This is a genomic window from Nocardioides plantarum (genome assembly GCF_006346395.1).
Taxonomy (GTDB): domain Bacteria; phylum Actinomycetota; class Actinomycetes; order Propionibacteriales; family Nocardioidaceae; genus Nocardioides; species Nocardioides plantarum.
This window is the reverse complement of sequence record NZ_VDMS01000001.1, coordinates 2364830-2386331: the sequence shown is the minus strand read 5'-3', so window position 1 is coordinate 2386331 and position 21502 is coordinate 2364830. Positions and strand designations below refer to the sequence as shown.

Sequence of the window (21502 nt, the reverse complement as noted above, 5' to 3'; positions counted from 1 at the left end):
GCCATCAGGGGTGGAGCCGGCGACGCCCAGTGCGGGTCGTCCGAGATCGGAGCCACGCCCTAGGGGAAGTGCAGGTCGCCCGCCTCGTCGATCTCGAAGAGCTGGATGCCCTCGACCTCGGCGGCGTCGGCGCCCAGGGCCACCGCGATCTTGTCGACCGCGTTGCGCATCACGTCGAGGACGACCTCGACCGCCTGGACGGGGGCGAGGTGCGCGCGGACGCCCGCGAGGTCCTGCGCGCGGAGGTGGGCGGGCATCCAGGTGATGGCGTCGGTGAGGGCCAGCGCGGCCTGCTGGGCGGGGTCGAGGTCGCTGGCGCGATAGTGGTCGACGGCCTGGAAGGTCGCGGCGTCGGCCCCCGCCTCCATCGCCGCGAGGCTGCGCCGCGACATGCCGGCGCGGCAGGTGTGGTGGCGGGCGCCGCGCAGGCGCACCAGCTCGGTCGTCACGGGGTCGAGACTGCGGAGCAGGGCGACCTCGCGCAGGTAGTCGTCCCGCACCAGCCGGGCGTGCCGGGCCGGGGACAGCGCCTCGTCGAACCAGGAGTCGGCACCGAAGAGCGCGTCGAGGGTGACCCGGACCCGGGGCACGTAGTCGGCGACCCAGGCGACCAGCGTGGCGTCGTACGTCGCCGGGCCGAGGGCCGCGCACCAGTCGGTGCGCAGCTCGTCGTCGAGCACCGACACGTCGACCGCGAACTGCTCGGCGAACGCCATCACCGCGGGGTCCGGACCGGCCGACGACGACGTCGGCGGCGTGCTCAGCGGGGTCAGGCCGAGACCCTCGGCGGTGACCGAGCGAATGGCGGCCAGCTGCTCCTCGTCGACCTGCTCGGGCCACAGCGAGACGAGCCGGCCGAGCGCGGCCGCCGCCGCCGGCGCGTGCTCCTGCAGGGCCATCGCACCGCCGACGATCCACGGATCGGACATGGTCGCGAGCCTAGCCCTCGCCAGGAGCGCCTCAGTAGCTCTTCGGCAGCCCCAGGGAGTGCATGGCCACGAAGTTGAGGATCATCTCGCGGCTCACCGGGGCGATCCGCCCGACCCGGACGGCGACGAGGAGGCCGGCCATGCCGTACTCCTGCGACGCGCCGTAGCCACCGTGGGTCTGCACCGCGCGGTCGACGGCGTCGCAGGCGGCCTCGGCGGCGGCGTACTTGGCCATGTTGGCGGCCTCGCCGGCGGCGGCCTCGTCGCCGTCGTCGTAGAGGGCGGCGGCCTTCTGGGTCATCAGCCGCGCCATCTCGATCTCGATGTGGCTCTGGGCGAGGGGGTGGGCGATGGCCTGGTGGCTGCCGATGGGCGCCTTGAACACCGTGCGCTCCTTCGCGTACGCCGTGGCCTGCCGCAGCGCGTAGCGGGCCAGCCCGGTGCTGAACGAGGCGGCCATGATGCGCTCGGGGTTGAGCCCGGCGAACAGCTGGACCAGGCCCCCGTTCTCGTCGCCGACGAGCGCGTCGGCGGGCAGCCGGACGTCGTCGATGAACACCTGGAACTGCTTCTCGGGCGAGACCATCTCGACCGGGATGTGGTGGAACTCGAAGCCCTTCGCGTCGGTCGGCACGACGAGCAGGACCGGCTTGACCTTGCCCGTCCGGGCGTCCTCGGTGCGCGCCACGACGAGCACGTGGTCGGCCTCGTCGACGCCGGAGATCCAGATCTTCTGGCCGCTGAGCACCCACTCGTCGCCGTCGCGGCGCGCGGTCGTGGTGATGTTGTGGGTGTTGGTGCCGGCGTCGGGCTCGGTGATGGCGAAGGCCATCGTCGAGGTGCCGTCGCACAGGCCGGGCAGCCAGCGCTGCTTCTGCGCCTCGGTGCCGTACTTGGTGATCACGGTGCCGCAGATCGCCGGGCTGACGACCATCAGCAGCATCGGGCAGCCCTGCGCCGCCAGCTCCTCGCACACCGCGGCGATGTCGCCGATGCCACCGCCGCCGCCGCCGTACTCCTCGGGCACGTTGATGCCGAGGTAGCCGTTCTTGCCCAGCTCGAGCCACAGCTCGGTCGTCTTCTCCCCGGCGCGGGCCTTGGCGGTGAACCACTCGCGGCCGTACTTGCCGGCGAGCTTGGCGACCTGCGTGCGGAGCTCCTGGCGCTCCTCGGTCTCGCTGAACAGGCTGGTGGTCATGCGTCTTCTCCTTCGACGACGGCGAGGACTTCTCCCGAGGCCACCTGGGACCCGGGTCGGACGTGGACCGCGGTGACGGTGCCGGCGGTCGGCGCGCTCACGGTGTGCTGCATCTTCATGGCCTCCAGGACCAGGACGGTGTCGCCCTGGACCACGGACTGACCCGCCTCGACGGCGACCCGCACGACGGTGCCGGGCATCGGCGCGAGCAGGCTGCCGCTGGCGACGGCGTCGGCAGGGTCGATGAAGCGGGGGGTACGCCGCAGCGCGCGGTGGCCGCCGGGCCAGTCGACGTCGACGACGGGGGCGTCATACGAACCGGTGGCCCCGAGCGCCACCTCGTATGACGTCCGGACGCCCTCGGACTCCAACGTCACGCTCGTCGGGGACGCCGCCACCACGAGCGGACCGTCGACGACGCGGTAGCCGTCGCGGCCGCCGTACCACTCGACGACGGTCGAGCCGCCCTCGGTGGTCGAGCTTGTCGAGACCTCGAACTCGGTGCGCTGCGGCTGGCTCACCACGTTGCGCCAGGCGACGGGCGTACCGCGTTGGACAGTGCGCGCCAGCCGCGCCGCCTCGGCGATCGCGATCGTCGCCGCGACCTCGGGGTGACCGGCGGCCACGGGGCGCGACGGCATCTCGTCGAGGAAGGCGGTGCTGACCTCGCCGGCCAGGAACCGCGGGTCGGCGAGGATCGTCAGCAGCTGGTCGCGGTTGGTGGTGACGCCGTGGATGCGGGCGCGGCGCAGGGTGCCGGCAAGACGCCGCGCCGCCTCGTCGCGGGTCCGGCCGTGGGCGATCACCTTGGCCAGCATCGCGTCGTAGTGCGTCGAGACGGTCGTCCCCGTGGCGAACCCCGAGTCGACGCGGACGCCGGGCCCGGTCGGGATCTCGAAGCGCCGCAGCAGCCCGCTCTGGGGCTGGTAGTCCTGGTCGGGGTCCTCGGCGTAGAGCCGGACCTCGATCGCGTGCCCGTCGGGCTCGGCGGGGTAGGTCACGTCGGACGTCTCGCCCTGCGCCGCGCGCAGCTGGAGCTCGACGAGGTCCGTGCCGAAGACCAGCTCGGTGACCGGGTGCTCGACCTGGAGCCGGGTGTTCATCTCGAGGAAGAAGAAGCGCTCGCCGGCCTCGTCGTAGAGGAACTCGACCGTGCCCGCCCCCTGGTAGCCGATGGCCTCGGCCGCGAGGCGGGCCGCGCGGTGCATCGCCGTCCGCGTCGAGGAGGTGAAGGTGCCGGGCGCCGGCGCCTCCTCGACGACCTTCTGGTGGCGTCGCTGCAAGGAGCAGTCGCGCTCGCCCAGGACCGCGATGCGGCCCGCCGCGTCGCCCCAGACCTGCACCTCGACGTGGCGGCCGCGCTCGACGTAGGTCTCGACGAACACGGTGCCGTCGCCGAACGCCGACAGCGCCTCGTCGCCGGCGATCTCGATCTCACGGGGGAGGTCGGCGAGGTCGCGCACGATCCGCATGCCGCGGCCGCCGCCGCCGGCACTCGCCTTGACGATGAGCGGCAGGTCGGCCTCGGTGGCGGTCGCGGCGTCGAGGTTGGTCAGCACGGGTACGCCGGCCGCCTCCATCAGGCGCTTGGCCTCGATCTTGGAGCCCATCGCGTCGATCGCCTCGGGCTGCGGGCCGACCCAGGTGAGGCCGGCGGCGATGACGGCGCGGGCGAAGTCGGCGTTCTCGGACAGGAAGCCGTAGCCGGGGTGGAGCGCGTCGGCACCGCTGTCGATCGCCGCCTGGACGATCAGGTCGGCGCGCAGGTAGGTGTCGGCCGGTGCGGTGCCCGCCAGGTGCACCGCGAGGTCGGCCTCGCCGACGTAGGGCAGCTCGGCGTCGGCGTCGGAGTGGACGGCGACGGTCTCGATGCCGAGGTCGCGACAGGTGCGGAACACCCGGGACGCGATCTCGGCCCGGTTGGCGACGAGGAGGCGCTGGATCATCGGGAGCTCCCTGGTCTCGAGGCTCGCTTCGCTCGCACCTCGACCGGCGGAGCAACGGCAACGGTGGTTGAGGTGCGAGGAGCGCTAGCGACGAGCCTCGAAACCACCCCATCGCGACTCATCACGGGCGGAACACCCCGAAACGGTCGGTGCCGGCGAAGGCCTTGTTGTCGATCACCGACAGGCAGATGCCCAGGACGGTGCGGGTGTCGCGGGGGTCGATGACGCCGTCGTCGTAGAGCATCCCGGACAGGAAGTAGGGCAGGGACTGCTCCTCGACCTGGGCCTCGACCACCGCCTTGATCCCGGCGAAGCCCTCGCGGTCGAACGGCTCCCCCTTGGAGGCCGCCGACTGCTCGGCGACGATCTCGAGCACCCCGGCGAGCTGGGCCGGGCCCATCACGGCCGACTTGGCGCTGGGCCAGGTGAAGAGGAAGCGCGGGTCGAAGGCCCGCCCGTTCATGCCGTAGTTGCCGGCGCCGTACGACGCCCCGAGGATCACGGTCAGGTGCGGGACGGTGGAGTTGCTGATGGCGTTGATCATCATCGCGCCGTGCTTGATGATGCCGCCCTGCTCGTAGTCCTTGCCGACCATGTAGCCGGTCGTGTTGTGCAGGAACAGCAGCGGCGTGTCGGTCTGGTTGGCGAGCTGGACGAACTGCGTCGCCTTCTGCGCGTCCTCGCTGAACAGCACGCCCTGGGCGTTGGCGAGGATGCCGACCGGGCGCCCGTGGATCCGCGCCCACCCGGTGACCAGCGACGTGCCGTAGAGCGGCTTGAACTCGTCGAACACCGCGCCGTTGGTCGGTGACACCCCGTCGACGAGGTGCGCGATGACGTCGCGCGGGTCGAACGGCACCTTGAGGTCGGCGGGGATCAGGTCGAGCAGGTCGTCGGGGTCGAGCGCCGGCTCGGCGTACGACGCGGTCGACCGCCCCGCGGCGGTCGAGCCTGTCGGGACCCGCCAGTTGAGGCGCGCCACGATGCGGCGGCCGATGCGGATCGCGTCGCGCTCGTCGTCGGCGAGGTAGTCGGCCAGGCCGGAGGTGCGGGCGTGCATCTCGGCGCCACCCAGCGACTCGTCGTCGGACTCCTCGCCGGTGGCCATCTTGACGAGGGGCGGACCGCCGAGGAACACCTTGGCGCGCTCCTTGACCATCACGGTGTAGTCGCTCATGCCGGGCACGTAGGCGCCGCCGGCGGTGGAGTTGCCGAAGACCAGCGCGATCGTCGGCGTCTTGGCCGCCGAGGCGCGGGTGATGTCGCGGAACAGCTTGCCCCCGGGGATGAAGATCTCCTTCTGCGTCGGCAGGTCGGCACCGCCCGACTCGACGAGGGAGATCGTCGGGAGCCCGTTCTCGGCGGCGATCTGGGAGGCGCGGAAGATCTTCTTGACGGTCCAGGGGTTGCTCGCGCCACCCTTCACCGACGGGTCGTTGGCGGTGATCATGCACTCGACGCCCTCGACGACGCCGATGCCCGTCACCACCGAGGCCCCGACCGTGAAGTCGGAGCCCCAGCCCGCCAACGGGCTCAGCTCGAGGAACGCCGACCCCTCGTCGACGAGCAGCTCGATGCGCTCGCGCGGCATCAGCTTGCCGCGGGCGTGGTGGCGCTGCACGCTGCGCTCCCCGCCGCCCGCGACCGCCTTGGCGTGCTCGGCATCGAGAGCACTGATCTTGTCCAGGATCGCTGCTCTGTTGTCACTCATGCTTCTGATCCCCGTTCACTGCAGTGGTGGACGCAACGGCGGTCGAGGTGCGAGCGGAGCGAGCCTCGAGACCCCGTTGCCTCACGACGCGTAGCCCATGAGCTTGGCCGCCAGGTCGGTGAGGACCTCGGTCGCACCGCCGCCGATGGGCAGGATGCGGGCGTCGCGGTAGTGCCGCTCCACCTCGGTGCCGTGCATGTATCCCGCGCCGCCGTGCAGCTGGACGGCCTGGTCAACGACGTACGTCGCCGCGTCGCACGCGGTCTGCTTGGCCAGGCACGCCTCGGCGATGACGCTCTCGCCGGCGACGTGGCGGCGCGCGACCTCGCGGGCGTAGACCCGGGCGACCTCGACCTGGCGGCGCATCTCGACCAGCTTGTGTCGCACGACCTGGTTGGCGACGAGCGGCTTGCCGAAGGTCTCGCGCTGGCGGGCGTACGCCGCGGTGAGCTCGAGCGCGCGGCCGGCGATGCCGTAGGCGTGGGTCGCGAGCCCGAGTCGCTCCACGACGAACTGCTCGGCGATCTGGTAGAAGCCGTGGCCCTCCACCCCGACCAGGTTGGCGACCGGGACCCGGACGTCGACGTAGGACAGCTCGGCGGTGTCGGAGCAGTGCCAGCCCATCTTGCGCAGACTGCGGTCGACGGTGAAGCCGGGCGTGTCCGTCTCGACGACCAGCAGCGAGAGGCCGGCATGACCCGGGCCTCCGGTGCGTACGGCGGTCGTCACGTAGTCGGCGCGGGTGCCGGAGGTGATGAAGGTCTTGGCGCCGTTGACGACGTAGTGGTCGCCGCCGCGCACGGCCGTCGTCCGTACGGCGGCGACGTCGGACCCGCCACCCGGCTCGGTGACGGCCAGCGAGCCGATCAGCTCACCGGCCAGGGTCGGGCGCACGAACCGGTCGACGAGGTCGTGGTCACCGGACTTCATCGCCGCCGAGACGACATGGGGCAGCGCGATGCCGTGGGTGAACAGCCCCGCCATCAGCCCGGACGACGCCCCCGCGGCGAACATGCCCTCCTGCAGGTCGGTGGTGTCGAGCAGGTCTCCCCCGCCGCCGCCGACCTCCTCGGGGAACCCGACACCGAGCAGGCCCTGCCTGGCCGCGGCCTGGTGCAGCTCGCGCGGCAGGGTGCCGTCGTCCTCCCACCGGTCGAGGTGGGGCAGCACCTCGCGACGGGTGAACTCGGCGCCGAGGTCGTGGAGATCGCTCATGCCAGGTCCTTCCCGACGTCGGTCGAGGTGCGAGGCCGCCCGCGGCCGAGCCTCGAGACCACCGCAGCGTCATGGTCGAGCCGGTGTGCTCCTGCCGCGGTCTCGAGGCTCGGAGCCAGCGCTCCTCGCACCTCGACCGACGTGGGACGACCTGGCATCACAGCAACCCCTCTTGGATGTGGACGGAGCGCGAGCGGACCCACTCGCCCAGGCCCTTGGCCTGGGGGTCGAAGCGGGTGGAGGCGGCCACGCCCTCGCCGAGGAGGCCGCGGATCAGCACGTTGACGGCGCCGAGGTTGGGCAGCAGGTAGACCTCGACCTCGAGGTCGGCGGCCTCCGGCACCAGCTCGCGCACGCGGCGCGCGGTGACGAACTTGGACAGCCAGGTCACGCGGGCGGCGTACAGGGCGCCGTCCTCGGTGGTCGAGCCGTCCTCGGTGGTCGAGCCGTCCTCGGTGGTCGAGCCGTCCTCGGTGGTCGAGCCTGTCGAGACCCCGTGGGCGACCCACAGCCCGAGGTTGGCGTCGCCGCCCTTGTCGCCGGAGCGCGCGTGCACGAACGACCCGAACGGGACCCGACGGGTGACGGTGTCGTGCGGGGCCGGGAAGGGCGAGGGTCGGCGGCCGATGCTCTCGTCGACGACGGCGTACGCCGGGGGGTCGGCCACGACCTCGCGGGTGCCGTCGGCGTGGACGACGGTGTGGGTGACGGCCGCGCGGTCGACGTACTCGGGGCGGTAGACGCCGTAGGGGGTCGGCGGGCCGGGCGGCGCGGTCATCGTGAAGCCGGGGTAGGAGCCGAGCGCGAGCTCGACGAGCGGACCGGTGAACGCCTTGCCGACCGGGCCGGCCTCGGCGTCCATCGCGGTGACGCGCAGCAGGCAGGACGAGCCCTCCTCGGTGTCGGCACCTGGGGTCGGGAGGGCGGTACGGGTCCAGCTGACGGTGGCGGCGGTGAGGGCGCCGTCTACCTGCGAGCGCACCCAGTCGGCCTTGGCGTCGATGTCGAGGCCGGTGAGGACGAGCTCCATGGTGTTGCGGAACCCACCCAGGGTGTTGACGCAGACCTTGAGCCGCTCGGGCGGGGCCTCGCCGCGGACGCCGTCGACGCGCACCCGGTCGGGCCCGGCCGGTGCGAGACGGATCGTGTCGAGGTGGGTGGTGACGTCGGGTCCGAGGTAGCGCGTCGTCTGGATCTCGTAGACCAGCTGGGCGGTGACGGTGTCGACGGTGACGGCGCCGCCGGTGTCGTCGTGCTTGGTCACCACGAACGACCCGTCGGCGGCGATCTCGGCCAGCGGGAAGCCCAGCGGCCGGCCGTCGAGGGGCAGGTCCTTGAAGCCGGAGAAGTTGCCGCCGGTGGCCTGGGTGCCGCACTCGAGGACGTGCCCCGCGACCACCGCGCCGGCGAGCTCGTCGTACGACGTGTCGGTCCAGCCGTGGTGGGCGACGGCCGGGCCCACGACGAGCGAGGCGTCGGTGACGCGGCCGGTGACCACGATGTCGGCGCCGGCGCGCAGCGCTGCGGCGATGCCGAACCCGCCGAGGTAGGCGTTGGCGGTCAGGGCGCCGTCAAACGAGAGCGACCGGACGTCGTCGCCCTCGACGTGGGCGATCGCGGGGTCGAGGCCGAGGCCGCGGGCCACCTCGCGCAGCCGCTCGGCGAGCCCGGCGGGGTTGAGCCCCCCGGCGTTGCTGACGATGCGGACACCACGCTCGAGGGCCAGGCCCAGGGTGTCCTCGACCTGACGGACGAAGGTGCGCGCGTAGCCGAGGCTCGGGTCCTTCATCGTGTCCTTGCCGAGGATCAGCATGGTCAGCTCGGCGAGGTAGTCGCCGGTGAGGACGTCGAGGCCCTGGCCGTCGACGCTCCCCTCCAGCATCTCGCGCATCGCCGACAGGCGGTCGCCGTAGAAGCCGGAGCAGTTGCCGATGCGCAGGACGCTCACGATGACTCCCTCGGCTGTCGAGCCTGTCGAGACACACGGCCGGGTCCGGGTGGCCCGGCGAAGGCCTGGGCGACGTCGAGCCACGCGTCGGCGCCGGGACCGACGGCGACGAGGTCGGTGTCGCCGCGGTGGACCCGCTGGGTGACCAGGGCGCAGAAGTCGAGCGCGCTGCCGGTCACCGACTCGGCCGCGTCGGCGTCGCCCCACTCCCAGGTGTCGCCGCTCGGCGCGGTCAGCACGACGCGTACGTCGGCCGGCGGCACGTCGAGGCCGCGGTTGACGAAGGAGAACCCGCGGGTGCGTACGCCGAGGTGGGCGACGTGGCGGATCCGGTCGGTCTGCTCGGCCTCGAGCCCCAGGGCGGCGTGGACGTCGAGCGCGTGGGCCCAGGTCTCCATGAACCGTGCGGTGACCATCGAGGCCGCCGACATCGGCGGACCGAACCACGGCATCTTCTGCCCCGCGGGCACCGCGCGCAGGGCGTCGGCCAGGGCGACGCGGGCGGCGTCCCAGCCGGTGAGCAGCTCGATCGGGGCGAGGGCGGCGAGCTCGTGGGCGCCGTCGTCGACGAAGTGGTCGATGTCGGCCGCGCCGGCCCGCACGATCGCGTCCCAGGGCTCGGGCTCGAGGTGGGCGCGGGCGGCGGCGGTGGCGGCCTCGTCGGTCCAGAGCAGGTGGGCGACCTGGGTGGCGACGGTCCAACCCTCCGCCAGCGTCGGCGTGGCCCACCCGTCGGCGTCGAGGACGGCGACGACCTCACGCAGGCGGTCGCCCTCGGCGTCGAGGTCGGCGAGCAGGTCGTCGAGCAGCGTCATGACGGGCTCCCCTGGAGATGGGTGTCGAGCACCAGGGCCCACTGGTCGAGGATGCGACCGCGGCGCTTGGCGTCGTCGGTGATGGTGGTCGCCAGGCCGAGGCCGCGGACCAGGTCGAGGGTGGCCTGCACCAGCTCGCGGACGCCGGGCTGCGCCTCGTCGGCACCGAGGGCGTCGACGACCAGCCGGTGTGCCTCGCGCCCGACCCGCTGCTCGAGCGGGGCGACCGCGGCCAGCAGGGCCTCGTCGGTGCGGGCGGCGACCCACAGCTCGAGCGCGGCGAAGAACACCGGCGAGGCGAAGTGGTCGCCCAGCATCTCGAGGACCGCCCGGGTGCGGGTCGCGCCGGTCGGCAGCCGCGCGGCGGCGGCGGCCAGCTCGGCGCCGCGCACCACCGTGAGGTGCTCGACGGCGGCCAGCACCAGGGCGTTCTTGCTCGGGAAGTGGTGCAGCTGCGCACCCCGACTCACCCCGGCCCGCTCGGAGACCAGCGTGGTCGACGTACCGGTGAAGCCGCGCTCGACCAGGCAGTCGACGGTCGCCTCGAGCAGCCGCGCCCGCATTGCCCGGGTGCGCTCCTCCTGCGGGACGCGGGTGGTCGGGACGGTGGTCACGTCCTCGACGATGCCGCACCGATCAACAAACAGTCAAGCCTGACTTTAAGTCCGGGGTCAACTCGTGCAATCGAACGAGTCGGCGCCGGCCCGACCCCTCAGGGCCCACCAACCCGTTCAATCGAACGAGTCGGATCCGCCATGCCCCCTTAGGACCCCTCAACCCGTTCGATTGCGCGGGTCGGGCGCCACCGGTCCCGCCGCGCCCAGGCCCCCGTGCACCACAGCGCCCAGACGACGAGCAGCGGCTGGAAGAACAGCCGTACGACGCGGCTCGTGGTCGTGTCGAGGCCGAAGGAGGACGACCCGTGGACGGCCTGCCACACGTTGCCGGGGAAGACGGCGACGAAGAAGAGCGCGACCACCCACCCCAGCAGCGCGAGCCGCTTGCCGCGCAGCGTCAGCAGCGCGATCGCCAGGATGAGCTCCACGACCCCGGAGACGATCACGATCGCGTCGCGCCACGGCAGGAACGTCGGGACCTGGCCCAGGAACTCGTCGGTCCGGGCGAAGTGGGCGATCCCGGCGACGCCGAGCGCCGCGGCGAGCAGCACCCGGCCCACCACGCGCAGCGTCTGGCTCATCCGGCGAACCTACGGCGTGCCCGACTGACCCCCGTCGCTCAGCCCCGGGCGCCGGGCGCCGGGCCGGCGTACCGACTCAGCGGCGGCCGCCACCGCGACCGTGACCGCCAGCTCGAGGCTGTCACCGGCTGCGAGTCGGGCGGCGAGGGTGCCGGTGAAGCAGTCGCCGGCGCCCGTGGTGTCAACGACGTCGTCGGCCGCGACGAGGTGGCCGGCGACCCGGCCCGACGAGGCACCGTCCGCCCAGGCCGCGCCGCGGGCGCCGAGGGTGACCACGACCGCTCGCGCGCCCGTCGCCGCGAGCACCGCCGCGGCGGGGTCGTCGGCCGCACGACCGACGACCTCGGCCGCCTCCGTCTCGTTGAGCACCACCGGGTCGGCCAGTGCGAGGGTCTCGGCGCGCAGCGGGAGCACCGGCGCCAGGCTCAGCACGAACCGTCCGGCGCAGGCCGCCGCGGCCCAGTCGGCCGGCTCCGCGCCGACCTCGGTCTGCGCGAGCACCACCGCGGCGCCGGCGCAGGCCCGGCGTACGTCGGGCCCGGTGACGGTCGCGTTGGCGCCGCGGCCCACGGCGATGGAGTTCTCGCCGTCGGGCGTCACCACGATCATCGCGACGCCGGTGGCCGTGCCGACCCGCTCCCGTACGCCGCGAGTGTCGACGTGCTCGGCGGCGAGGGCGACGACCTGGGCCCGGCCCGCGTCGTCGTCGCCGACGGCGCCGCACATCACCACCGACGCCCCGGCCCGGGCCGCCGCGACGGCCGTGTTGGCTCCCTTGCCGCCCGGGACCACCGCCGGGCCGTCGCCGACCACGGTCTCGCCGGCACCCGGACGACGCTCGGCTCGCACGACGACGTCCTGGTTGATCCCGCCGACCACGACGACCACGCCCTGCGGCTCGAGCGTCATCAGCGGTAGGTGAGCAGGTCGCCGCCGAGGTGGGCGTGCTCGTTGAAGGTGAGCACCCGGGCGCCGGTCGAGCCGACCACGAGGCGGGTCACCGACGAGTTGACGGTCACCGCGTTGAGGCGCGACCACCGGCGAGCCAGCGCGGCCGGGTCCTCGTCGTCGGGGTCGACGAGCGCGGCCGCGAGCACCGCGATCACGCCGCCGGAGGTGACGACGACGGCGGTCTCGCCCGAGCCGGCCGACGCCGCGACCCGGGCCAGCGCGGAGCGCACGCGGGCCACGAACCCGGCCCACGTCTCGTCGTACTCGCCCTCGCCGGCGGTCCACCGCGCGGTGGCCTGCTCGAAGACCCGCTGGAAGGCGCGCCGGTCGGTCGGGGCGCCTCCTCCTCCGAAGGCGTCGGTGAGCTCGGCGAAGCCCGCGACGATGCCGAGGTGGTCGAACTCGTCCCACTCGGGGTCGACCGTCGCCTCGGGCAGGTCGGTCCAGCCGGCCGTCTGAGTCATGGCCTCGAGCGTCTCGCGGTGCCGGCGCATGTCGCCCCGCCACAGCGACGTCGGGGAGACCCCCGCGCCGGTCAGCCACGAGCCGAGGGCCCGGCCCTGCTCCCACCCGGTCGGGGACAGCACGTCGTAGTCGTCGGCCCCGAAGGACGCCTGGCCGTGGCGGACCAGCAGCACGACCCCCATCAGCTCGCCCCGCCGCTGAGCAGCCCGCGGCAGCGGGTCTCGAGGTAGCCGACGGCCGGCCCGAAGACGGCGTAGGACTCGTTGGTGGTCTGCCGGTGCACGTAGCGGTACCAGATCTGCTGGGCGATCACGGCGAGCCGGAACAGCCCGAACACCTCGTAGAACCGCCAGCCGCCGTCAGGCAGCGACAGCCCGGAGCGCTCGAGGTAGGCGTCGACGAGACGGTCGCGGGTCCACATGCCGGGGGTCGTGGTCGGCTGGCGGCGGAAGAGCTGGAACACCTCGTCGTCGGTCGCCTCGACCCAGTAGGCCAGCGCGCCGCCGAGGTCCATCAGCGGGTCGCCGACGGTCGCCATCTCCCAGTCGAGGACGGCGCGTACGCCGAGGGTGTCGGGGTCGAGGACGAGGTTGTCGAGCCGGAAGTCGTTGTGGATGAGCCGCTGGGCGACGTCGGCCGGCTGGTGCTCGTCGAGCCAGGCGAGCACGTCGCTCCAGTCGCCGGTGTCGTCGGTACGCGCGTCGGCGAACCGCCTGGTCCAGCCGCCGACCTGCCGGGCGACGTAGCCGTCACCCCGGTTGAGCGCGGTCAGGGCCGGTACCGCGTCGACGTCGACGCCGTGGAGGGCGACGAGGGTGTCGAGAGCGCGGTCGCAGAGGTTGTCGGCCTGCTCGGGCGAGACCGGGAAGCCGAAGTCCTGGCGCGGGATGGCGCCCGCGACCTTCTCCATGACGTAGAACTCGCTGCCGATGACGGACTCGTCGGTGCACAGCGCGACCATCGCGGGCACCTGGGGAAACACCGGCGCGAGCGCGGCCTGGACGTCGTGCTCGCGGGCCATGTCGTGGGCGCCCCTGGCCTTGGCGCCGGCCGGCGGACGCCGCAGGACCAGGTCGGGCTGCCCGGTCACGTCGGCGTCGTACTGCAGGAGGTAGGTGAGGTTGCTGGCGCCGCCGCGGAACTGGCGGACGCCGGCGATGGGGCCACGCCCGAGGTACGCCGCCACCGCGGGGACGTCGAAGGCGTCCTCGTCGCGGACCGCCGAGCTGGAGGGGTCAGGGGTCGGCCCGGTCACCGGCGGGCGCCGTACTTGCCGAGCTCGAGGCGCGCGACGACGCCGCGGTGCACCTCGTCGGGGCCGTCGGCCAGGCGCAGCGCGCGGGCCGTGGTCCAGGCGCCGGCGAGCGGGTGGTCGTCGGACAGGCCGCCGCCGCCGTGCAGCTGGATGGCCATGTCGATCACCTGCTGGGCGACGTTGGGCGCCGAGACCTTGATCTGGGCAACCTCGGACAGCGCGTTGAGCGGGCCGCCCTGGTCGAGCTTCCAGGCGGCGTTGAGCACCAGGAGCCGCACCGAGTCGATGGCGATGCGGGCCTCGGCGATGCGCTCGCGGTTGCCGCCGAGGTTGGCGATCGGCTTGCCGAACGCGGTGCGCTCCAGGGCCCGCTTGCAGGCCAGCTCGAGGGCCAGCTCGGCGAGGCCGATCAGCCTCATGCAGTGGTGGACGCGGCCCGGCCCGAGGCGACCCTGGGCGATCGCGAACGCCTCGCCCGGACCACCGATGACGTTGGTCAGCGGCACCCGGACGTCGGTGAACGACACCTCGCCGTGGCCGAGCGGCTCGTCCTGGAAGCCCATCGTCGACAGCATCCGCTCGACCTTCACGCCCGGGGCGTCACGCGGCACGAGCACCATGGTGTGCTGGTGGTGCCGGTCGGCGTCGGGGTCGGTGAGGCCCATGAAGATCATCACGCGGCAGTCGGGGTGGCCGATGCCGGAGGTCCACCACTTGCGGCCGTTGATGACCATCTCGTCGCCGTCGACGACCGCCGTCGCGGCCATGTTGGTGGCGTCGGAGGAGGCGACGTCGGGCTCGGTCATCGCGAACGCACTGCGGATCTCGCCGGCGAGCAGCGGCTCGAGCCACTCCTGCTTCTGCGCCTCGGTGCCGTACTTGAGCAGCACCTCCATGTTGCCGGTGTCGGGGGCGTTGCAGTTGAGGACGAGCGGCGCGATCGCGGAGCGGCCGGTCAGCTCGGCGATCGGCGCGTAGTCGACGTTGCTCAGGCCCTCGCCGTACGGGTCGCTGTGCCCGGCGGGGAGGAAGAGGTTCCACAAGCCGCGCTCGCGCGCCTTGGTCTTGAGCTCCTCGATCAGCGGCAGCGGCTGCCAGGCGGTGCCCGCGAGCCGCGCGGCGGCGAGGTCGCGGTGGTAGTCGCGCTCGACGGGCTCGAGCTCCTCGGCCAGGAACGCGCGTACGCGCTCGGTGAGGTCGGCGGCTTGGGCAGAAGGGGCGAAGTCCACGTCAGGCACGCTATCCGTGCGTGGGAGGATCGACGTCGTGCGTCCCGTCCTGGCCCTGCTGACGGCCGCGGCGACGACCCTCGCGCTGTCGGCCTGCAACGCCGACGTCTCCCAGAGCGACGACCGCGATCCCTCCCCCGACCGGGTCCGGGCCGGCCTCGCCTCGCTGTACGCCGGCCCCTCGCCGTCGGCCGACGTCCTGGCCGAGGGCGAGTGCTTCGCCGCCGCCCTCGCCGACCGGCTCTCCCTCGACGAGCTCGTCGAGGCGGGCCTGGTCCGCGACGACGGCTTGGCCACCGACGTGACGCCCATGCTCGACGTCACCGTCGCCGACGCCTGGGTCGACGCGATGGGCTCCTGCACGTCGTACGCCGAGGTCGCCGCGCGCGTCGCGGTCGCCCGCGACCCCGAGCTCGACCCGGCCACCGTCGCCTCGTGCCTGGACGCCGCCGTCCCCCCCGACCGGGTGCGCCAGGCGCTCGTCGCCACGCTCACCGGCCGCTTCGGGACCGACCCCGCGGCCGCCGAGCTCGAGGCGGCCCAGGAGACCTGCGCGGTGCCGCGCGGCACGACCATCGACTGACGCGGTGGGGGTGGGTGGGTGGGTCGACCAACTCGCGCAATCGAACGGGTCGGGGGCCCGAATCCGGCCGATCCGATGCCAACTCGTTCGATTGAACGAGTTGCCCAGGAGCCGCGGCTGGTGCGGCCGACCAACTCGTTCGATTGCGCGAGTTGGCCGCCACACCCACACCCACACCCACACCCACACCCACACGACCTACTCGTTCTGCGGGAACCCCAGGTTGAGCCCGCTGCTGGTCTGGCTCGGGTCGAGCCAGCGGGAGGTGATCGCCTTCTCGCGCGTGAAGAAGTCGACGCCGGACGGCCCGTAGGCCTTGGCGTCGCCGAACAGTGACGCCTTCCAGCCACCGAAGGAGTGGTAGGCAACCGGCACCGGGATCGGCACGTTGATGCCGACCATGCCGACCTCGACGTCCTGCTGGAAGCGTCGCGCGGCGCCGCCGTCGTTGGTGAAGATCGCGGTGCCGTTGCCGTAGGGGCCGCCGTTGATGAGGGCCAGCCCCTCGGCGTACGACGCCACGCGGACGATCGAGAGGACCGGGCCGAAGATCTCGTCGGTGTAGACGGTCGACGTGGTGCCGACGTGGTCGACGAGCGAGGGCCCGAGCCAGAAGCCGTCGGCCGCGCCGTCGGCCACGACCCCGCGGCCGTCCACGACCACGGACGCGCCGTCGGCGGTGGCCACGTCGAGGTAGCCGGCCACCTTGTCGCGGTGCTCGCGGGTGATCAGCGGGCCCATGTCGGCGCCGCCGCGCCCGTCGCCGGTGACGAGCTTGCCCATCCGGTCGCGGATCTTGTCGACGAGCTCGTCACCGACCGGGTCGACCGCCAGGACCACCGAGATCGCCATGCAGCGCTCGCCCGCGGAGCCGAAACCGGCGTTGACGGCGGAGTCGGCGACCAGGTCGAGGTCGGCGTCGGGCAGCACCAGCATGTGGTTCTTGGCGCCGCCGAGGGCCTGCACGCGCTTGCCGGCGGCGGTGCCCTTCTCGTAGACGTACTGGGCGATCGGGGTCGAGCCGACGAACGAGATCGAGGCGACGTCGGGGTGCTCGAGCAGCCCGTCGACGGCCTCCTTGTCGCCGTGCAGGACGTTGAAGACGCCGTCGGGCAGGCCCGCCTCGGTGAGCAGCGCGGCGAGCCAGTTGGCGACCGACGGGTCCTTCTCCGAGGGCTTGAGGACCACGGTGTTGCCGGTGGCGATCGCGATGGGGAAGAACCACATCGGCACCATCGCCGGGAAGTTGAACGGGCTGATGATGCCCACGACGCCCAGCGGCTCCTTGACGGAGTAGACGTCGACGTCGGTCGACACGCTCTGCGAGTAGGCGCCCTTGGCCAGCTGGGGCATCGCGCACGCGAACTCGACGACCTCGATGCCGCGGGCGACCTCGCCGGCCGCGTCGGAGAGCACCTTGCCGTGCTCGGAGGTCAGGATCGCGGCGAGCTCGTCGCGTCGCCCGTCGAGCAGCTCGCGGAACTTGAACATCACCGTCTGGCGCTTCGCGATCGACGACCGGCCCCAGCCACCCTTGCCGTCCACCCCGGCGTACGCCGCCCGCGCGGCTGCCACGGCCGTGTCGACGTCGGCGGTCGAGCCGAGCCGCACGTGCTTGGTGACCTCACCGAGCGCGGGGTCGTAGACGGGGGCGGTCCGCTCGGACGCGCCGGCGGTGAGCGCGCCGGCGATCCAGTGGTCGAGCGTGGGGGTGGCGGTCTGGTCGGTGGTCATCAGGAGATCTCCTTGTCGAGCAGGGTGAGGACGTCGTCGTAGATCGCCAGGGCCTCGGCGACCTCGTCGGCGGTGACGACGCACGGGGGTACGACGTGGATGCGGTTGTCGGCCGCGAAGGGCACCAGGCCGCGGGCCAGGGCCTCCTTCTTGGCCAGCCCGATGAGGGCGGGGGCCACCGGGGTGCGGGTCTCGGCGTCCGACACGAGGTCGAGGGCCCAGAAGACGCCGAGCCCCCGCACCTCGCCGACCACCGGGTGGCGCTCGGCCAGCTCGCGCAGGCCGGGCCCGATCACGTCGGCGCCGATGCTGCGGGCGTGGTCGACGATGCCCTCGGACTCCATCGCGTCGAGCGTCGCGACGATCGAGGCGGCCGCGAGCGGATGGCCGGAGTAGGTCAGCCCGCCCGGGAAGACGGTCTCGTCGAAGTCGGCGGCGATCTCGTCGCTGATCACGACCCCGCCCACCGGGACGTAGCCGGAGTTGACGCCCTTGGCGAAGGCGATCAGGTCGGGTCCGCGGCCGGTGTCGAAGGCGTCGTGGGCGAACCACTCCCCCGCCCGGCCGAACCCGGCCATGACCTCGTCGAGGATCAGCACGATGCCGTGCGCGTCGCACAGCTCGCGCACCCCCGCGAGGTAGCCCGGCGGCGGGACCAGCACCCCCGCCGTACCGGGGATCGACTCGAGCAGCACGGCCGCGACCGACGCCGGGCCCTCGACCTCGATCACCCGGCGCAGGTGCTGCAACGCGCGCTCGGACTCCTGCTCGGGCGACGTGGCCCAGAACTCGCTGCGGTAGAGGAACGGGCCGAAGACGTGGACGTGGCCGCGGGCGTACTCGTTGGGCACCCGCCGCCAGTCACCGGTCGCGACGACGGCCGCGCCGGTGTTGCCGTGATAGCTGCGGTAGGTCGAGACGACCTTGTCGCGCTTGGTGTGCAGCCGCGCCATCCGGATCGCGTTCTCGATCGCGTCGGCGCCACCGTTGGTGAAGAACACCTTGTTCATCGTGTCGCCGGCGCGGTCGGTGATCCGCCGGGCGGCCTCGCCGCGCGCCAGGTTGGCCGTCGACGGCGCGATGGTCGCCAGCAGCCCGGCCTGCTCCTGGATGGCGGCCACGACCGCCGGGTGCTGGTGGCCGATGTTGACGTTGACCAGCTGGCTGGAGAAGTCGAGGTAGGTGCGCCCGGCGTGGTCCCACACCCTCGAGCCGAGAGCGCCGGCGACCACGAGCGGGTCGAGCGCGGCCTGCGCAGACCACGAGTGGAAGACGTGGGCCTTGTCGAGCGTCTTGGTGCGAGCGTCGAGGTCCTGCTCGGTCGCCGTCGTCATCGTCGGTCTCCCTGCCAGTGGTGGTTGCGTGGTCGTGGTGGTGCGGTGGTCTCGAGGCTCGGCGCCGGGGCGCCTCGCACCTCGACCGGCGTCGGTCGAGGTGCGAGCGGAGCGAGCCTCGAGACCACGCGTCAGTTGCCGCCCTCGGTCAGCTCGACGTCCATCGGCTTGTAGTCGGCACCCTTGGTGTCGACCTCGTCGCCGAGCTCGTCGATGGCCTTCTCGATGTAGGTGTTGTCGTACGCCGTGGCCGGCGGCTTCTTGGTGATCAGGTGCTGGCCCTGCTCGTTGACGGCGGCCATCGCACCCTCGACGGTCTGGTCCCAGGCGGCCTGGTCGATCACGCCGATGCCGTTGTCGGCCGGCCAGATCAGCTTGTTGGTCTCGTTGGCCATCCAGAGCTCGTGGCTCGGACCCCAGCTGGACCCGGCGGCGACGGTGATGTCGGCCGCCTTCTGGACGTTGTCGCGGGCGTAGGCCCAGCCCTTGACGACCGCCTTGAGGAACTTGACCGTGCGGTCGACGAAGGCCGGGTCCTTCAGGCACGCGGTGTCGGCCCAGATGGCGTCCTGGAGCATCGCGCCCTTGGTGTCCTGGTAGGAGATCACGTTGAAGTCGTCGGGCTGGTAGAGCTCACCGGTGTCGGGGTTGGGCGTCTCGAGCAACTGGGCGTACTCGTTGTAGGTCATCGCCTGGGCGGCGTCGATGTCGCCCTGCAGGAAGGCGTTCATGTTGAAGTCCTGGGTGACGATCTCGACCGACTCGGCGTCGAGGCCCTCGGCCGCCATCGCGGCGAAGATCTCCCACTCGTTGCCGAAGCCCCACGAGCCGATCTTCTTGCCCTCGAAGTCGGCGACCGAGTCGATGCCGGAGTCGGCCATCGACACCTGGAGGGTGCCGGAGCGCTGGAAGATCTGCGCGATGTTGGTCAGGTCGACGCCCTGCTCGATCGAGCCGAGCACCTTGGGCACCCAGGCGATCGCGTAGTCGGCGTCGCCGGCGGCGAGCGCGTCCTGCGGGACGATGTCGCCGCCGGACGGGATGATCTCGACGTTCAGGCCCTCGTCCTCGAAGAACCCCTGGTCGACGGCGGCGAAGTAGCCGGCGAACTGGGCCTGGGGCAGCCACTGCAGCTGCAGCTTGACGTCGTTCGACGTGTTGCAGTCGCCGCCGCCGCTGCCGCCCGCCTTGTCGTCGTCCCCGTCGCCGCCGCAGGCGGCGAGGAAGCTCGACGCCGCCAGCACGGTCGCCCCGGCCGCGATGGTGCGGCGCATCCTGTTGATCATGTGAGTTCCTCTCGCGTGCGATGGATGGGGTTGCCTCGCGACGCTGCGGGGCGGGTGGCGCCCCTCAACGGGCGCCTCCGGTCGGAAGTCGGTGCTGCACGATGCGTTCGAGCAGCACGGTGACGACGTAGGCGACCAGTCCGAGCACGATGGCGGCCACGACGTAGGCCCAGGCTCGGGCGTAGGCGCTGGTGGCCGCGGAGGTGGAGATGAAGCTGCCGAGGCCACCGCGAGGTCCGCCGAAGTACTCGGCGACCAGGGCCGAGATGACGGCCAGCGAGCTGGCGACGCGGATGCCGGTGATGACGAAGGGCGCCGCCGAGGGCAGGGTCAGGGAGCGGAAGGTCTGCCACCCCGACGCCGAGTAGGAGTGCATGAGGTCGCGGTGCTGCGGCGTCGTCTGGCGCAGTCCGCGGACGGTGTTGACGTAGACCGGGACGAACGCCGCGATGGCGGCGATGGCCCGGCGGCCGTACTGGCTGTCGGCGCCGTACATCGAGTTGAGCACCGGGGCCAGGGCGACGATCGGGACGACCGCGAGGGACGCCACGACGAACGCCAGCATGCCGTCGACGACCCGCGCCCAGGCCGACAGGCCCGCCAGGACCACCCCGACCACCGACCCGAAGACCAGGCCGAGGGCGGCGTTGCGGCCGGTGATCCAGAACGCCTCGCGTACGGCGTCGGCGTTGTCCTGCAGCTCCTGCCCGATCTCGCGGGGGCCGGGCAGCAGGTAGGGGGCGACCCCGACGACCGAGACGAGGTACTGCCAGATCGCCAGCACGACGAGCCCCACCACCACGGGCGCCACGACCCGCAGGACCCGCTCGGTGGCCGGGCTGGTCACCGTTCCTCCGCGCTCGAGGCGACCGGGGCGCCGTGCAGCGCCTCGCGCACCTCGGTGACCTTGGTGAAGAACGCCGGGTCCTCGCGCAGCTGCTGGTCGCGGACCACCTCGCGCCCGATCCCGGTGACGATCTCCTCGGTGATCCGGCCGGGCCGTGCGGTCATCACCACGACCCGGTCGGCGAGGAACACCGCCTCGGGGATGGAGTGGGTGACGAACACGACCGCCGCCCCGGTCTCGACCGAGATCCGCGCGAGCTCGGCCTGCATCCGCTCGCGCGTCATCTCGTCGAGGGCACCGAAGGGCTCGTCCATCAGCAGCAGCCGGGGCCGCTCGGCGAGCGAGCGGGCGATGGCGACCCGCTGCTGCATGCCGCCCGACAGCTGGTCGGGCCGGGACTTGGCGAAGTCGGTCAGGCCGACCAGCTCGATCAGCTCGGCCACCCGCTGCTTGCGCTCGTTGCGTGAGGCGCCGTGCAGCTCGAGGGGAAGCGAGATGTTGCCTGCCACGCTCCGCCAGGGCAGCAGCCCGGCCTGCTGGAAGGCGATGCCGTAGTCCTGGTCGACGCGCGCCTGGCTCGCCGGCTTGCCGAACACCTCGAGCGTGCCGCTGGTCGGCTTCTCGAGATCGGCGACGAGACGCATCAGCGTCGACTTGCCGCAGCCCGATGGCCCGATCAGGGCGACGAACTCGCCGGCGGCGACCCTGAGGTCGACCTCGGAGAGGGCGACGACCTGACGCTTGCGTGAGCCGAACGCCTTGGAGACGCCGACCGCCTCGACGGCCGGCGGGGCGCCGAACGCCGACGAGGTCGAGCCGGTCGCGGGGGTGCGCTTGTCGAGATCCACGGTGTCCTCT

The 21502-nt window shown here is 72.7% G+C and carries 19 protein-coding genes; 1 reads left to right on the top strand and 18 read right to left on the bottom strand.

Annotated features, from left to right (window positions below; genetic code table 11):
- Positions 1-59 precede the first annotated feature (59 nt).
- The 13 genes from FJQ56_RS11195 to FJQ56_RS11135 form a co-directional block, all read right to left on the bottom strand.
- The gene (locus FJQ56_RS11195; RefSeq protein ID WP_140009472.1) at positions 60-929 is read right to left on the bottom strand and encodes a carboxymuconolactone decarboxylase family protein; all 870 of its coding nucleotides are present in this window, start codon (positions 927-929) and stop codon (positions 60-62) included.
- A gap of 31 nt (positions 930-960) precedes the next feature.
- Positions 961-2127, bottom strand: a complete 1167-nt coding sequence (locus FJQ56_RS11190; protein WP_140009471.1) for an acyl-CoA dehydrogenase family protein — start codon at positions 2125-2127, stop codon at positions 961-963.
- A complete protein-coding gene (locus FJQ56_RS11185) occupies positions 2124-4073 on the bottom strand; it encodes an ATP-binding protein (protein WP_140009470.1) in 1950 nt (649 codons plus the stop codon). The genes FJQ56_RS11190 and FJQ56_RS11185 overlap by 4 nt, the downstream gene beginning before the upstream one ends.
- A gap of 121 nt (positions 4074-4194) precedes the next feature.
- Positions 4195-5784, bottom strand: coding sequence for an acyl-CoA carboxylase subunit beta (locus FJQ56_RS11180; RefSeq protein ID WP_140009469.1), 1590 nt, complete (start codon positions 5782-5784; stop codon positions 4195-4197).
- Between the two features lie 81 nt (positions 5785-5865).
- Positions 5866-6999, bottom strand: a complete 1134-nt coding sequence (locus FJQ56_RS11175; protein ID WP_140009468.1) for an acyl-CoA dehydrogenase family protein — start codon at positions 6997-6999, stop codon at positions 5866-5868.
- Between the two features lie 157 nt (positions 7000-7156).
- A complete protein-coding gene (locus FJQ56_RS11170) occupies positions 7157-8947 on the bottom strand; it encodes an acyclic terpene utilization AtuA family protein (protein ID WP_246084083.1) in 1791 nt (596 codons plus the stop codon).
- On the bottom strand, positions 8944-9762 hold the full coding sequence (locus tag FJQ56_RS11165; RefSeq protein ID WP_140009467.1) for a TIGR03084 family metal-binding protein: 819 nt from the start codon (positions 9760-9762) through the stop codon (positions 8944-8946). The genes FJQ56_RS11170 and FJQ56_RS11165 overlap by 4 nt, the downstream gene beginning before the upstream one ends.
- The gene (locus FJQ56_RS11160) at positions 9759-10376 is read right to left on the bottom strand and encodes a TetR/AcrR family transcriptional regulator (RefSeq protein ID WP_342776436.1); all 618 of its coding nucleotides are present in this window, start codon (positions 10374-10376) and stop codon (positions 9759-9761) included. The genes FJQ56_RS11165 and FJQ56_RS11160 overlap by 4 nt, the downstream gene beginning before the upstream one ends.
- Positions 10377-10525: 149 nt before the next feature.
- Positions 10526-10960, bottom strand: a complete 435-nt coding sequence (locus FJQ56_RS11155) for a DoxX family protein (RefSeq protein ID WP_140009466.1) — start codon at positions 10958-10960, stop codon at positions 10526-10528.
- A 9-nt stretch (positions 10961-10969) separates the two neighbouring features.
- Positions 10970-11869: a PfkB family carbohydrate kinase gene (locus FJQ56_RS11150; RefSeq protein ID WP_140009465.1), complete on the bottom strand. Its 900-nt coding sequence runs from the start codon at positions 11867-11869 to the stop codon at positions 10970-10972.
- Positions 11869-12558: a histidine phosphatase family protein gene (locus tag FJQ56_RS11145; RefSeq protein WP_140009464.1), complete on the bottom strand. Its 690-nt coding sequence runs from the start codon at positions 12556-12558 to the stop codon at positions 11869-11871. The genes FJQ56_RS11150 and FJQ56_RS11145 overlap by 1 nt, the downstream gene beginning before the upstream one ends.
- On the bottom strand, positions 12558-13631 hold the full coding sequence (locus tag FJQ56_RS11140; protein WP_140009463.1) for a phosphotransferase family protein: 1074 nt from the start codon (positions 13629-13631) through the stop codon (positions 12558-12560). The genes FJQ56_RS11145 and FJQ56_RS11140 overlap by 1 nt, the downstream gene beginning before the upstream one ends.
- Positions 13628-14860, bottom strand: coding sequence for an acyl-CoA dehydrogenase family protein (locus FJQ56_RS11135; RefSeq protein ID WP_140009462.1), 1233 nt, complete (start codon positions 14858-14860; stop codon positions 13628-13630). Before FJQ56_RS11135 ends, FJQ56_RS11140 begins: the two co-directional genes overlap by 4 nt.
- 37 nt (positions 14861-14897) lie before the next feature.
- Here FJQ56_RS11135 and FJQ56_RS11130 point away from each other — a divergent pair, with 37 nt between their 5' ends.
- On the top strand, positions 14898-15443 hold the full coding sequence (locus FJQ56_RS11130; RefSeq protein WP_140009461.1) for a hypothetical protein: 546 nt from the start codon (positions 14898-14900) through the stop codon (positions 15441-15443).
- A gap of 198 nt (positions 15444-15641) precedes the next feature.
- Here FJQ56_RS11130 and FJQ56_RS11125 read toward each other — a convergent pair whose 3' ends face one another.
- The 5 genes from FJQ56_RS11125 to FJQ56_RS11105 form a co-directional block, all read right to left on the bottom strand.
- Positions 15642-17177, bottom strand: coding sequence for a CoA-acylating methylmalonate-semialdehyde dehydrogenase (locus FJQ56_RS11125; protein ID WP_140009460.1), 1536 nt, complete (start codon positions 17175-17177; stop codon positions 15642-15644).
- Positions 17177-18511, bottom strand: a complete 1335-nt coding sequence (locus FJQ56_RS11120; protein WP_140009459.1) for an aspartate aminotransferase family protein — start codon at positions 18509-18511, stop codon at positions 17177-17179. The genes FJQ56_RS11125 and FJQ56_RS11120 overlap by 1 nt, the downstream gene beginning before the upstream one ends.
- A gap of 131 nt (positions 18512-18642) precedes the next feature.
- Positions 18643-19797, bottom strand: a complete 1155-nt coding sequence (locus tag FJQ56_RS11115) for an ABC transporter substrate-binding protein (RefSeq protein ID WP_140009458.1) — start codon at positions 19795-19797, stop codon at positions 18643-18645.
- A gap of 64 nt (positions 19798-19861) precedes the next feature.
- Positions 19862-20644, bottom strand: a complete 783-nt coding sequence (locus FJQ56_RS11110; RefSeq protein ID WP_140009457.1) for an ABC transporter permease — start codon at positions 20642-20644, stop codon at positions 19862-19864.
- Positions 20641-21492, bottom strand: coding sequence for an ABC transporter ATP-binding protein (locus FJQ56_RS11105; protein ID WP_246084082.1), 852 nt, complete (start codon positions 21490-21492; stop codon positions 20641-20643). Before FJQ56_RS11105 ends, FJQ56_RS11110 begins: the two co-directional genes overlap by 4 nt.
- Positions 21493-21502 lie beyond the last annotated feature (10 nt).